This is a genomic window from Gracilimonas halophila (assembly GCF_042684365.1).
In the GTDB taxonomy this organism is placed as follows: Bacteria; Bacteroidota; Rhodothermia; order Balneolales; family Balneolaceae; genus Gracilimonas; species Gracilimonas halophila.
The window spans coordinates 361870-375349 of record NZ_JBHULI010000025.1 but is presented as its reverse complement, the minus strand read 5'-3'; the positions used below and the strand labels follow the sequence as shown (position 1 = coordinate 375349).

12 protein-coding genes are annotated in these 13480 nt (G+C 42.0%); 2 read left to right on the top strand and 10 right to left on the bottom strand.

Annotation, left to right across the window (positions count from 1 at the left end):
* Positions 1-3 precede the first annotated feature (3 nt).
* Complete coding sequence (locus ACFSVN_RS12580) at positions 4-678, bottom strand: SDR family oxidoreductase (RefSeq protein WP_390303331.1); 675 nt, start codon at positions 676-678, stop codon at positions 4-6.
* A gap of 142 nt (positions 679-820) precedes the next feature.
* Here ACFSVN_RS12580 and ACFSVN_RS12575 point away from each other — a divergent pair, with 142 nt between their 5' ends.
* Positions 821-1918 carry a 6-phosphofructokinase gene (locus ACFSVN_RS12575; RefSeq protein ID WP_390303328.1) on the top strand — a complete coding sequence of 366 codons (1098 nt, stop codon included), beginning with the start codon at positions 821-823 and terminating at the stop codon, positions 1916-1918.
* Positions 1919-1965: 47 nt separating this feature from the next.
* On the opposite strand, the gene ACFSVN_RS12570 is transcribed toward ACFSVN_RS12575, so the two are convergent.
* The 7 genes from ACFSVN_RS12570 to ACFSVN_RS12540 all read right to left on the bottom strand — a co-directional run bounded on the left by ACFSVN_RS12570 (position 1966) and on the right by ACFSVN_RS12540 (position 9420).
* The gene (locus ACFSVN_RS12570; RefSeq protein ID WP_390303326.1) at positions 1966-3678 is read right to left on the bottom strand and encodes an ATP-binding protein; all 1713 of its coding nucleotides are present in this window, start codon (positions 3676-3678) and stop codon (positions 1966-1968) included.
* 73 nt (positions 3679-3751) lie between these two features.
* Complete coding sequence (locus tag ACFSVN_RS12565) at positions 3752-5029, bottom strand: hemolysin family protein (protein WP_390303323.1); 1278 nt, start codon at positions 5027-5029, stop codon at positions 3752-3754.
* 82 nt (positions 5030-5111) lie between these two features.
* A complete protein-coding gene (locus ACFSVN_RS12560) occupies positions 5112-5891 on the bottom strand; it encodes an enoyl-CoA hydratase/isomerase family protein (protein WP_390303320.1) in 780 nt (259 codons plus the stop codon).
* 2 nt (positions 5892-5893) lie between these two features.
* Positions 5894-6778, bottom strand: a complete 885-nt coding sequence (locus ACFSVN_RS12555; RefSeq protein WP_390303317.1) for a hypothetical protein — start codon at positions 6776-6778, stop codon at positions 5894-5896.
* Positions 6775-7239, bottom strand: a complete 465-nt coding sequence (locus ACFSVN_RS12550) for a hypothetical protein (protein ID WP_390303315.1) — start codon at positions 7237-7239, stop codon at positions 6775-6777. Before ACFSVN_RS12550 ends, ACFSVN_RS12555 begins: the two co-directional genes overlap by 4 nt.
* A 9-nt stretch (positions 7240-7248) precedes the next feature.
* Positions 7249-8001, bottom strand: coding sequence for a PspA/IM30 family protein (locus tag ACFSVN_RS12545; protein ID WP_390303312.1), 753 nt, complete (start codon positions 7999-8001; stop codon positions 7249-7251).
* 75 nt (positions 8002-8076) lie between these two features.
* Positions 8077-9420: a thymidine phosphorylase gene (locus ACFSVN_RS12540; protein ID WP_390303309.1), complete on the bottom strand. Its 1344-nt coding sequence runs from the start codon at positions 9418-9420 to the stop codon at positions 8077-8079.
* A 51-nt stretch (positions 9421-9471) separates the two neighbouring features.
* Between ACFSVN_RS12540 and ACFSVN_RS12535 the strand changes: the two genes are divergently transcribed.
* Entirely contained in the window at positions 9472-10581 is a 1110-nt protein-coding gene (locus ACFSVN_RS12535) for a 4-phosphoerythronate dehydrogenase (RefSeq protein ID WP_390303307.1), read from the top strand.
* Between the two features lie 12 nt (positions 10582-10593).
* On the opposite strand, the gene ACFSVN_RS12530 is transcribed toward ACFSVN_RS12535, so the two are convergent.
* Both ACFSVN_RS12530 and ACFSVN_RS12525 read right to left on the bottom strand, forming a co-directional pair.
* A complete protein-coding gene (locus ACFSVN_RS12530; protein WP_390303304.1) occupies positions 10594-11040 on the bottom strand; it encodes a hypothetical protein in 447 nt (148 codons plus the stop codon).
* 313 nt (positions 11041-11353) lie between these two features.
* Entirely contained in the window at positions 11354-13480 is a 2127-nt protein-coding gene (locus ACFSVN_RS12525; protein ID WP_390303864.1) for a PAS domain-containing protein, read from the bottom strand.

The window sequence follows — 13480 nt, the reverse complement described above, 5'->3', positions numbered from 1 at the left end:
TATTCAGGAAATACTTTTGATAGCATTTTCTATTGAGGTTTCTCCCTGCAACAGATCGAGGCTTTTACCAAATGTAGCAGGACTGTCGATCAATTCAGCTATCACAACCGCCACATCATCTCTGGTAATAGTTCTACCTTCGATATTTTCAATATGATTGGAGAGTTCTACTTTACCGGTTCCGGGTTCGTTGGTCAAACGGCCGGGCATCAGTACGGTATAATCAAGATCTGTATTCCGGAGGTGCTCGTCTGCAGCTGATTTTGCTTCATAATAATGTTGCATAGCTTCTGACCATAAATCCTCGTCTCGGTTTGCCTTCAACGCACTGACCATTATAAAACGGTTTACTCCTGCTTCTTCTGCCTCATCTATCGCTTTAATGGCTCCCTTTCTATCAATGACATCGGTTTGTGATTTTGGAGTATTAGCGTCGGACCCTGCTGTAAAAACAACTGCATCCATATCTTTAAATGCATGACTGAAATCCTCTTCCAGATCAGCTAATACCGTTTTAATTCCTTCTTTTTTAAATTGACTAACCTGCTCCTCTTTTCTAACCATGGCTACAGGTGTATGGTTGGCATCTTTAAGATCATGAACTAACCGTCTCCCGATTTGTCCGTTTGCTCCAATCACTAATACATTCATATCTCTTTGACTTTTATTGGTATTCATTTCTATAAAAAAGTTAACTGACAATTCGTTCTCTAAGAAAGATGATCTCAATACGTACACTCTATCAACCCCTAAAGAAAAATTTATCAAAGTGTCCGATTTGTAATACTTTTGGGTACTTATTAATCAAGATCAAAAGAATATGCCTAAAGTTCTTGTAACTACCGGAGGCGGAGATTGCCCCGGATTGAATGCCGTGATCCGAGCCATTGTAAAACGGGCTGAACAAACTAAAAAATGGGAAGTCTATGGAAGCATGGAGGCTTTCAACGGGGTACTGAGTTCTCCAAAAGAGATCCTTCTCCTTGATGATGAAAAAGTAGCAGGAATTCATGCCAAGGGTGGGACTATACTGCAAACCACCAACAAAGGCGGACCTTTTAATTGGCCGGTTAAAAATGAGGATGGATCCATTTCCATAGAAGACCGGTCTGACGAAATGATCGAATATCTTAAAAGAGAAGGATTCGAGGTAGTCATTAACATCGGCGGTGACGGATCCCAAAAGATCAGCCATGATCTGCAAAAAAAAAAGGGATTAAATGTGATCGGAGTTCCCAAAACCATTGACAACGACCTCGCCTCCACCGATTATACGTTTGGATTCCAGACAGCCGTGGATATAGCCACTGATGCCGTGGACAAACTGGTGACAACGGCAGCGAGTCACCACAGATTGATGATATTGGAAGTTATGGGGCGTGGTGCCGGTTGGATCGCCCTTCATTCCGCCATAGGCGGAGGAGCTGAAGTATGCCTGATTCCGGAAATCCCTTATGACATTGACAAGGTTTTGGAACGATTAAACAGTCGATATGAAGCCGGTAAAGGATTCGCTATTATTGTAATTGCAGAAGGAGCAAAACCCAAAGAAGGTTCGGTTGTGGCCCGGGAAAGTAATGAAGTAGGTTACCGGAATGTTCGATTAGGCGGCGTTGCCTATCAACTTTCACATCAACTAAAAGAAGCAGGTTTTGAACATGATATCCGGGAAATGGTACTTGGTCACCTTCAGCGAGGCGGAACACCCATCGCCAACGATCGTGTACTGGCCACTCAATTTGGAGTAAAGGCTATGGAAATGGCCATCGCAGGGGAATATGGCCGTATGGTTTCTTTCCTGGATCATGAAATCACCTCTGTTTCTCTGGAAGAAGCTACCAAAGGTCAAAATTTGGTGGACCCTAACGGATTCCTGGTACAAACCGCTAAAGGTGTTGGAATCAGTTTTGGGGATTAGGTCATACCGTCCAGAATTTTATTATTGGATACTCCCTGATAATATCCTTACCCAACCCTGAATTTTAATTCTTCAATCTTTGATAAGATGTCATCCCGGTCCATATCTCTATACCGTTCGGGAAGCAACTCTTTAGAAGTACATTCGATGACCGCACTTAAGGTCTGTAATTCTATTTCTTCCGGATAAGTTGGAGGGAGAAAATCATTGAGTGCAATATCAAGAATCTCGGGTGTTACCTGCTTTTTACCCTCTGCCGCAGCTCGGAACTTGGCTCGAGTCAGTGCAGCTTCCATATCAGCGCCGGAAAAAGTTTTATCCCCTTTCTCAATTAGTTTCGGGATATAAGCTTCGGTCATTTTCAGGCCGGTTTTTTTGGACATCGCTTCAAATAGTTCCACACGCTCCTCTTTGGTATGAGGTGGGAAAAGTGCGAGGTGCTCTTCGGCACGTCCCTGTCGTTTCAGATCCACAGGCATCAGGTCTGGGCGGGCGGTCATAAGGAACCACACAATACGTCCCCGATTTGCCGTATCACTCATAAAAGTCGCGATCTGTGAGAATACCCGGCTCGAAACTCCACTGTCTCCGCTCGCATCACGGTCACCAAGGTAAGCATCCGCTTCATCGATCATAACGGCTACAGGCGCCATAGCCTTGAGCAGAGAGAGAATCTTTTCCAGGTTTCCTTCCGTCACACCCTGCCATTGACTTCGGAAGTTCTTCAACTTAACCATAGGGATGCCAACTTCACTGGCAAAACAAGTAACCAGGAACGTCTTACCGGTTCCAACGGGACCACATACCAAATATCCCATGGGCATCACATCTTGTCTCCCAGACTTCAAAGCTTTCACTGCCTGACGTAAATGAGATTTTACATGGGTATGCCCCGCAACATTATCAAGGGAATACGGCGTTTCTACAAATTCCAACAAACCATAAGCTTCCGCTTCTATCAGCTCCTTCTTTGCCTGCGACAAACCCTCAAAAGTGATCTTCTCCTTATTCTCCCTCGCGTGGGAAAGCACACTGCGGATATTCACGAAATTCAATCCTGCTGTTTGCTGTGCTATGATCTCAGCCTTTACTGATGAGATCTCTTTCCAGGTATCATTAGCCGTTTCAAAATTAATGAAATCAAGACGCTCTTTCTCACCCGGAATATTGATCTTGATATCCGTTGTGTACGGGTTTTGAACAATGGTCTTATTCAGATCCGCCAGGTTTTCTGTAATAAGAACCGTGGTAAAATCAGCAGCCAGAAACATAGGATCATGTGCCCATCTGGATAAATACACCAGCGAAGTACGATCTTCATTCCCAATAGAAGCCGCATCGCTCATAGGAACAATGGTCTCGGCATAATCAATGATCAACCCAATGCTTTTCTTTTGATCGAGACGCAGGCGAAAGTACTGCTCCAACAGAGACATTACCCGCACAGGGTCTTTGGGCATTTTATTAGCGTAATCGGTTCCCACCAAACTATCCCGACCTGCTATAGCCTGATTAAAGTCAGCCTGGGATTCCTTATCCCTGAAATATATCCCGGATGCTCTGTCGTAAAATACTACAAAGTCTCGGGCACCAAAGAACTCTTCAGACAAGAATGATTTAAGCCGATTGAATTCGCTGCCTTTATCTGTTTTCAGGGAAACAAGATCGTGAACATTCCCATGCAGAATAAACTGATTGATGGTTCTGCTCAGATATTTTCTGGCAAATTCCTGAGACCATTTTGGATAGTGATCGAACATATTATGTTAGTTTCAAAGTGGATGAGTGACAAACTTACAAAGTGTCAAAGAACTTGGACACTTTGTAAGTTTATCACTCTATTAATATGAGTTTTACCGTTTCAATGCGGCTTGGTGTGGCTTTACTGATAATAAACTTTTTACCTGCAATCACCACTTCCTCATTTACTTTCGGAATACGCCCTAAATGATTGATTATGAATCCCGCTACGGTATCATATTCTGAAGGTTCCAAAGGAAGCTTAATTTCTTCAAATTTTTCTATGAGTTCATCGATCTCCACATTTCCGCTTACCACATACGTATTTTCAGAAAGGCGCTTCATGATCTCATCTTCTACATCGTATTCATCCTGAATATCACCTACCACTTCTTCCAGGAGGTCTTCTATGGTTACCATACCTGAGGTTCCGCCATATTCATCCAAAACAATAGCTACCGACATATTTGACTGACGGAATTCCGTAAGCAGGTCATTGGATTTTTTACTCGATGGCACCAGTTTTACAGGACGAATGATCTCATTCAGGGATTTTGGCTCGTGGAAAAAATCGTGAGCAAAAACAACACCGATCACATCATCAATGGAATCCCGGTAAACAGGTAACTTTGAGTGCCCGGATTGAATGAACATATTCAAAACCTGTTCAATAGGAGTATCTTTTTCAACCGCTTCAATTTCGATGCGGGGAATCATGGAGTCCTTAACCCTTTTACTTGAGAGTTCAAGTACATTATGCAGGATCTCGGAGTCATCCTCGTCAATATCTTCGCTCCCTCCGCTGTCTCTCAATTCCTTGAAGATCATCTCCACATCCTGTCGCCTGTAATAGTTCTCAGGCACTTCAGCATCTTTTACCAGGAACCGGATCAGTATATTTGAAGATCCCCGGGAAAGCTCTATCAGTGGACGGAAGAGGTAGTAAGCAAACCTTAGCGGTACTGAAATTACAGCGATCATATTATCAGCTAAGGCCCGGAAAATAGCTTTGGGAAGGATCTCTCCAAAAAGCATGATCACGACTGCTGCGATCACTGTCTGAATTAGTAAGATCTGAAGTTCGCTGGGGATCAATCCGAACCAGGCTTCTGAATAGATCTTGATCGGTTCAACGAGGAAAATTGCCATGAATGTGGCGTAGAGTACATTCACGATATTGTTTCCAACCAGAGTCGTAGTGAGAAATGTTTCCGGTTTTCGGGTGAAGAACTCAATAGAATTTCCCAAAAAACTATTCTTGCGTGAAGCCACTTCCAGCTTGAGTTTATTGGCTGTTACAAAAGCTATTTCTGAGCCGGAAAAGAAGCCACTTAATAAAATAGTGACTAAGATAAGGAGAAACTCGATCATGCAGTTCCTCCGTTGATGTCAAATGTTACTACTGATGTGCTACCCGATGGAGGTTCGTCTTTCATTCAACAATAATTAGTTCTTATTTACCGGAGAAATTGGGTTTTCTCTTTTCGAGAAAAGCGCCGGTTCCTTCTTTAAAATCAGCAGTACCACACAATTCTCCAAATAACCTTGCCTCAGACTCATATCCGTTTCCTGATCCTGCTTCTTTAACTGCAAGTAATGCATTCTTAATAGCAACAGGTCCTTGTTTCAAGATCTTGCTCAGCATAGATTTTGCTTCATCAATGGCTGAATGCTCAGTTATCTGATTTACGAGTCCAACCTCAAAAGCCTCATCAGCTTTCACTTGCCGGCCGGTCATGATGAATTCAAGCGCCTTTGCCCTTCCCACTAATTGGGTCAGACGTTGAGTTCCTCCATAGCCGGGTATCAGTCCTAAACTAACTTCGGGCAGGCCAAGTGCGGCATTTTCAGAGGCAATGCGTAAGTGACAAGCCATAGCAAGCTCACACCCTCCTCCCAATGCATACCCGTTCACCGCAGCGATCACAGGAATCGTCAGGTCTTCAATTTTCTGAAAGATATCCTGTCCTTTTTTGGAAACCTTCTCTCCGGTAACAGGATCAAGAGAACTTAATTCTTTGATATCAGCACCGGCAACAAAAGCCTTTTCCCCTGCTCCGGTTATAACCAGCGCTTTCACTTTGCAGTTCTCTTTGATGGAATCAACAGCTGCATCCAGTTCTTCGAGCACCTGATTGTTTAGTGCATTTAGTTTATCAGGGCGATTGATGGTGAGCGTGCAAATTCCTGATTCATCGATTTCGAGAAGCAGCGTTTCGTAAGACTGATCCATGTTTATTCTTTGACTTTCTTAGCGGGTTTGATTTCCGTTTCAACTTCAGTAGAGAGTTCATCTAAAATGGAATCAAAATCCATTTCATTCTCCCACTCCGTTGTATACTCCGGAAAAATATCCTGATCTAAGTCATCAATCAATTGTGAAGTTTCTTCAACTTCGGTAAGCAGGTTATCGAGCTGGAATCCGATCTCCTCTGGGTTACTCATGGTCATAGATTGCTCATAAATGTATCTGACGGCATCTTCTATGGTTTCAAGGTGAGTTTCACAAACCAGATATTTTTCTTTAGCTACGCTGAATTTTTTCAATCGTTTTTGCATAATAGCCACACGGCGTGCTTTTGTGCGCTTAAGTTTCTCTGATTCCAGTGTTTTGATCTCTTCGATCTGCCGAACCACTTCTTCTTTCAGATTGCTTTCAAGGGAAGTATTCAAATACACTTCATATCGTTTGATCAGATCAAGAAGGGTCAGATAGTTTCCTAATAGCTCATCAATTTTCTTGCCGATATTATTAAGCAGGCCCTGTGAGCTGTACGGTAGTTTCTCAAAATTTTCCTGAACCAGTTTTGCAAGATGCTTTAGCACCAGGAATCGTTTTTGGGATTTATTATCCAGCGACTGAAATAGCTCCTTTTCATTATTTGCCGCATGACGTTCTTTAATCTTTTTCAATTCCAGTTTTTTCCGGAATCGAGGTAATTTTGGAACAATACCGAGATACATCAGCTCAAGCCCAAAAACCGTGGTGAGCAATAAGCTTGAGAAATCACCCATTCCGGTCATAAAAAAAGCTGTTAAGGTAGAAACCAGCAACACTCCCAGGTTAATGGGATTCATGAAGGCTTCGCGGGTGTAATTGATGTTTAGTTCGTCACTCATGTTTTGGTGTCCGGTGAATTATCCGTGCTTTCAGGAGAAGGCTTCTTGCTGCCAATGGTTTTCTCCGTTCGTATTTCGTCCGCATGCTTTTCGATCTCGTTGTATAACATGCCCATCTCGGCTTTCACTTGTTTCAGCGTTTGCTTCGCCTTTTGCTTTTTCAGCTCCTCATCCAGTTCTTCTTTTTTGATCTTACTTTCAGCTGTAGTGTCTTCGTCTTCCAGACTGTCCATTGCTACTTCCAGCCGGGCTTCCACATGGGTGACTTTCTCACGAACTTTTCCGAGGAATTCATCCACGGACTCCAACAGCCCATCCGCATTCATATTCTGAACGGCCTGGGAGATCTTGCCTTTTTGCTCCGCCTTTCTCAGACGTTCCTTGGCCTCTTTAATACGCCGATAATGATCTTTGTATTCTTCTTTGAGCCGTTCGCGATCTTCTTCACCTTTGGTACTCATGGTAATTTCCTATGAGCTGCTTTTTTCTTTGTTGCCCACGGTCTTGGAGCTGTCCTTTTCTTTGGCAGGTGCTTCTTCATCGATGTTAATGGAACCACTCTTATCTCCCATCTCCATCTTAAACTGCTCTACCAATGACTTGGCACGAAGCTTTTCAGCATTCGCTTCAATCTCCATGGTTTCAGTATCAATACTGTCTAAAGCGATCTCCATTCGAGCTTCATTCTTGGCAGAACGCTCATTCAGGCGATTGATCATCTCATCATGAGTCTGATCTATACCACCAACTTCAAATTGTTCAAGAGTATCAGATATCTTAGCCTGCCATTCGGAGCGCTCGCTCGCACGAAGTGCTTCTTTGGCTTCCTGAATTTTGCGATCCTTTTCCTTCATGAACACTTTCTTCACTTTCAAAGCCTTTTCGTAGGCTCTTTCCGCAAATTGAAGCTGTTCTTCGGTATGCACCAAACTTTCCTTGGCCTTCTCAAGCTGAAGCGCATATCCTTCGGCGATATCATCACGGTTTGCCTGAATAGCAGATCGTACTTTGTTAGTAAGATCCTGAATTGATTTTTCGTTTCTGCTCCTCTCTTTTTGAAGCATGAGTAAATTTGCTTTAACCGTAGCAATATTCTCATTCATCTGGGGAATTTGGTCATTCAGTTCCCGAATATTTTGCTCAAGAATGAGTTTTGGGTCTTCCATTGAGCTTATCAAGCCACCGAACATAGATTTTATAGCGCGGATAAATCGTTGAAACATAATACTTTCCTTTATTTTTAAATGCCCTGTTAAACTACAAACTAAATTAACCGATTATTAGTGTATTTCAAGCAGTTAAAGCTCAAATGCCCTGCTGCCCTTTTTGTCAATGGTATAACTCACCATTTGCACCTCCTCGGGTTTAGCCTCGGCAATAGTCACTGCCCCGAACAATTGATCGCTCGCAGCTTCTATTGCTAGTGGCTTGTTCGTGTAACCGGTCAAAATTGTTTCACCTTTTGAAATTTTGTCTCCAATTTTCTTTTTAAGCACAATTCCTGCCTGCGGATCTACATCATCTTCTTTCTTCTCCCGCCCAGCTCCAAGTTGAACGGAAGCCATGCCTATCTCAAATGAATCCATTTCAGAAATAAAGCCATCCTTATCAGATTTGATCTCAAACTCATACTCTGCTTTAGGATATTTATCCGGAGATTTGATCATTTCCACATCGCCTCCCTGTTCTTCCACAATATCCAGCCATTTCTGAAAAGCAGCTCCGGTATCGATCATTTCTTTACTGATCTCAATTCCTTTTTTAACTGTTTCAGCCTTACCGCCTAGATAGATCATCGTCCCCGAAAGCAGATAAGTGATCTCCATAATATCATCCGGTCCGTTTCCATGCATGGCATCAATACATTCTTCCACTTCCAGCCAGTTCCCGATCTTAAATCCCAGGGGCTGGTTCATATTCGTAACATAGGCAATGGTCTCTTTATCAAACTGAGTACCAATTCCAACCAATGCCTCTCCTAATTTAATGGCATCTTCTGTCGTTTTCATAAAGGCTCCGGAGCCGGCTTTAACGTCCAGCACCAAAGCATCAATACCTTCTGCAAGCTTCTTGCTCATTATACTTCCGGCGATCAAGGGAATAGACTCTACCGTGGCAGTCACATCCCGAAGGGCATATAACCTTTTATCGGCAGGAGCTATCTCAGCAGTTTGCCCTGCCAGCACCAAGTCATGTTTCCCTATGATCTCTTTATAGCGGGCCAAGTCCATATCAACCGTAAAACCGGGAATAGATTCCAGCTTATCGAGTGTACCACCGGTATGGCCCAAACCCCGACCTGAGATCATCGGAACAGGGACACCGGCTGCTGCCACAATTGGAGCAAGGATCAGTGATAATTTATCCCCGACTCCGCCCGTAGAGTGTTTGTCCACTTTCTTCCCCGATACATGTGAGAGGTCGACGATCTGCCCTGAATGTAGCATCGACTCCGTCAATGCAGCCGATTCCTCATCATTCAGTCCATTCAGAAATGAAGCCATCAAAAACGCACTTACCTGATAATCCGGGATCTCATCTGCAGTATATTGATCGATGAGATATTTAATTTCTTCTTTCAGGAGAGTTTGTCCGTCCCGTTTTTTGCGTATAATCGAAACTATATTGTATTTTGAATCCATATCTTAAGTATAGGATTTAAACAGCTTTTTTTCTCACTCAAATCACACTTTTTGATACACATTTTAGCCGACCAAAATCTGTATAAAATTGAGGAGCTCATTCCTCCCCATACCCAATTAAATCTTTACGACCCTTCCCATGGAATACCTGATCTCGATGATACCGATGCGCTTTTGGTACGAACTGTCACTCATATAAATGAGGTTACGCTTCCCTCCATTCCACCATCATTGAAGTTCATCGGAACGGGTTCATCAGGAACCGATCATTTAGACAATGAGTATTTGGAGCAAAAAGGCATCACCCTTGCCGATGCCAAAGGATGTAACGCACGTGCTGTAGCTGAATATGTAATGACCGCCCTCTTACTTTGGAAAGCAGAACATAAACCCGATTTCCCACTAGGGAAAGTTGGAGTTATTGGCGTAGGGAAAGCAGGCTCTGCGGTAGTAGAGTTGTTAAAAGAATTTGAGGTCGAATGTGTGGAATATGATCCGCCAAGAGAAGATAGAGATCCCGATTTCAATTCCGCATCCCTTGAAGAAGTATTGAATTGTGATATCCTGACATTTCATGTACCTCTGACAAAAAAAGGAGCGCACCCAACCTATCACTGGCTTAACGAAGAGAAATTAAAGGGGCGAAAATTCAAGTTGATCATAAATGCCGCCCGGGGCGGAGTAGTGGATGAGCTCGCGCTAATGAAATACTTTGTGGAAGGGTCGGTGGAAAACTATATACTCGATGTTTGGGAAAAAGAACCCGACTTCAATACCAAAGTAGCAAAACATGCCTACATAGCCACCCCTCATATTGCAGGATATTCGGAACAAGCTAAGATCAATGCCACTAAGATCGTCTGCGATAAACTGGTGGCGCACTTCGATATTGAACCGGCTATTTCTAAGTACAAGAATGTATCCAAGACTGTGGATTTTGCCCACATCAAATACAACCTGACAGGGATCTTAACCCGACTCCATCCTATAAAAGGATATGAAGCTGCCCTTCGTGACTTATTTGACCGCCCGGATAAAAAAGTCCTTTTTCGAAATCTCAGGAATGAATGGCCGTACCGTTATGAATATCCCTTTCTAAAGATCCGGACAGAATTACTTAATGAATATTCGGAATTGAAGACTCTTGGGATAACCGACTAAAATTCATCTCATTTAGTTCGGGGTATTACTCCAACTAATGTCATTCTTGGTTACTATAAGTTCATAATAATCAGAATCAGAAACTAATGAAGAAATATCTACCGGGCCGCCTACTTCCATCATCGGCTCACCCCATAAACCTACTTCCGTTGAACTGACACTGAAAATATGGTATACCCCATTTGCATTTCTAGCATGCATTCCGTCATCACTGATCTCTTCAGCAGGGAAAGCAATTTTGGTAAAATCAAAACCTTCGAAGCTTCCACCACCGCCACCCATCATTGGGGGTTTTTGAAGATAACTTTGCACAGAAGCTGATATAGTGATCAGGTCCTGACGTACCGCATCATTGTTCAAAGAACTTGAAGCGTCTCCAAAAACTGTAATTGCGATAACTGTTGCAATTCCTACTAAAACCACAACTAATATCACAAGAAGTAACTGCTGCTGTCCCATAAGCCTAACGTATTTATTTTATTTGGCTCATTATATTGAACTAAAAGACATAACAGAATTAGAAAACATTTATATATCTGGTCCCAAAAATAGGATAAACTAAAGCGACAGCAGCAGTTACTTCCCGGTCTCCTTGATATTTAGGGATTAAAAAAGAGGTTTATAGTGTCTGGAAAAGGCTTAATTAGTCATTCTTTTGTACTGTACCATACCAATGGGAAACGATTTCGCTATCATTTACGAATTAAAAGTTAAGTTATTGAAATGGGAAAAACCGCTCGAAAAACTTGTAATAGATCACCCTCAAGTTTCTCTAATCCTTAGAATTGGGTAAAAATACTTTAAAGCTTGTTCCCTTGTTTACCTCACTTTCTACCTCAACATGGCCACCCAACGACTCAATTTGGTTTTTTGTTATAAAAAGCCCTACTCCTCTCGAGTCTTCGTTATCATGAAAGGTATTATACATACCAAAAAGTTCATTCCCATGTTCATTAAGATCAATGCCTATCCCATTATCCTCGAATATTAGCTGGACAAAATCTTCAGATTTTTTGGTATGAATTTTCACATAACTGTCTCTTTCAGGGCTGCTGTATTTAATAGCGTTGGTAAGAAAGTTCATAATAATGCTATCAAGATAAGCAGGAATAACTCTCAGTTTAATGGTTTCGTCAATTTTATTGATGATATCCATTTTATTCTCATTTACAATAGTTACTGCTGAACTGATATTACTTTCCACCACTTTTTTAAGATTTACTTCTCGAAGCTCATCCTCTTCAACAAACCCTTGTTTCACGATATTAGTTAGGTTTTCGATCGTCTCTTTTAGATTATCACCTGCACTCTTTAAAAGCTGAACATATTCATTGGCAAAGATGTCCGGATATTCATCTTCAATTAGGTCTAACATCCCATAAATACCTCCCGAATGGGATCGTAGATTATGGGTGACAATATGGGCAAAGTTTTTAAGACGCTCATTTTGCTTTTCACTGATGTTCAGTAGCAAACGAAGTTCTTTTTTAGCCTTTTCAAGAGGAGTAATATCAGTTGCCACTCCCAGAAAACCGGAAGTTCCATTTTCTCTTTTTATTGCCGTTACTGATAACAGTATCGGGTAAGTGCTCCCATTTTTTCTTTTATATGTCCATTGTTTTGTAACAGCTTCGCCCTGCTTGGCCTTCTCAACAAATACATCGAAACCCCGGACCGGTTTTCCTAACTCTTCAGATAATTCTTTAGCTCTTTGCTCAATCTCTTCCTCAAGGTGAATGAGTTGTGGCGTTTGCTTTCCTACAACTTCTTGCGCACGGTACCCCAACATCATTTCAGCACCTTTATTGAACTGAGTAATTGTTCCTTCAGTATCTGTAGTAATGATGCTAACTTGCGTGCTGGCATCAAGAATGGCCTGTAGACTGTTTAAAGCTTCATTGAGTCTTCGTTCCGCTTCTTTTTTTGCTGTTATATCGATTATTTGTGAAATAAAATATAATACTCCACCCTCACTGTCTCTGGCTACAGAAACTGCCAAAATAATCTGAACGATTTGCCCATTCTTATGAAAATACCTCTTTTCCATCTGGTAATGTTCCCTTTTGCCAGCGATGACTTCATCCAGGTACTCTAAATCCGAATCAAGGTCTTCAGGATGAGTGATATCCTGAAACGTAAGGTCCATCAATTCTTTTTCAGAATAACCCACTATTTCGCACATACGCCTGTTTACCTTTAGCCATGATCCACTTTCATCAAGTAAGGCCATACCAATGGCAGCATTTTCAAAATTCCTCCTAAAAGCTTCTTCACTAACTCTGAGAGCTTCTTCTTTCCTCTTTCGCTCAGAAATATCCTGGATATATCCATGCCACAGTATACTTCCATCATCCTGTTCTTGTGGAGTTGCATTTCCTTCAACCCAAATAGTATCACCTGAAGGCAGATTCACACGATAGGTATCTTGCCAGGAGGTCATATTTTCTGCAGATTCATTGATGGATGCACTTACTTTTTCAAAATCATCAGAGTGTATTGCTTTAAAAGCAGGCGTAGCATCTTGTTTAACCTGTCCTGGCGTTACTCCATAAATATCTTCAATACCCGAACTTGCATATGGGAAACAGGAACTGCCATCGGGTAAAAGTTTATACTGATAGATCACTCCCGGAATTTGGTGGCCAATATGTTCAAACCGATCGAGTAATTCTTTACGTGCTTCTTCAGCTTTTTTTCTTTGCATGATCTCCTGTAACGTACCAAACATTTTCAGGGCTTTACCTGATGGAGACCATTCATAAATTTTACCTCTTAAATTGACCCAAACCCAATGTCCTTTTTTATGTTTAAGGCGCCCTTCAAACTGTAAATAATCCACCTCTTTTTTAAAACATTTAGTAATGAGTTCCCGGGCTTTTATAATATCTTCAGGATGTAT

What these genes read in the sequence shown, in the direction of transcription:
- ACFSVN_RS12530 (WP_390303304.1), bottom strand. Translation starts at nt 11,040, where the DNA reads ATGGGACAGCAGCAGTTACTTCTTGTGATATTAGTTGTGGTTTTAGTA.
- ACFSVN_RS12575 (WP_390303328.1), top strand. Translation starts at nt 821, where the DNA reads ATGCCTAAAGTTCTTGTAACTACCGGAGGCGGAGATTGCCCCGGATTG.
- ACFSVN_RS12550 (WP_390303315.1), bottom strand. Translation starts at nt 7,239, where the DNA reads ATGAGTACCAAAGGTGAAGAAGATCGCGAACGGCTCAAAGAAGAATAC.
- ACFSVN_RS12540 (WP_390303309.1), bottom strand. Translation starts at nt 9,420, where the DNA reads ATGGATTCAAAATACAATATAGTTTCGATTATACGCAAAAAACGGGAC.
- ACFSVN_RS12565 (WP_390303323.1), bottom strand. Translation starts at nt 5,029, where the DNA reads ATGATCGAGTTTCTCCTTATCTTAGTCACTATTTTATTAAGTGGCTTC.
- ACFSVN_RS12545 (WP_390303312.1), bottom strand. Translation starts at nt 8,001, where the DNA reads ATGTTTCAACGATTTATCCGCGCTATAAAATCTATGTTCGGTGGCTTG.
- ACFSVN_RS12570 (WP_390303326.1), bottom strand. Translation starts at nt 3,678, where the DNA reads ATGTTCGATCACTATCCAAAATGGTCTCAGGAATTTGCCAGAAAATAT.
- ACFSVN_RS12580 (WP_390303331.1), bottom strand. Translation starts at nt 678, where the DNA reads ATGAATACCAATAAAAGTCAAAGAGATATGAATGTATTAGTGATTGGA.
- ACFSVN_RS12555 (WP_390303317.1), bottom strand. Translation starts at nt 6,778, where the DNA reads ATGAGTGACGAACTAAACATCAATTACACCCGCGAAGCCTTCATGAAT.
- ACFSVN_RS12560 (WP_390303320.1), bottom strand. Translation starts at nt 5,891, where the DNA reads ATGGATCAGTCTTACGAAACGCTGCTTCTCGAAATCGATGAATCAGGA.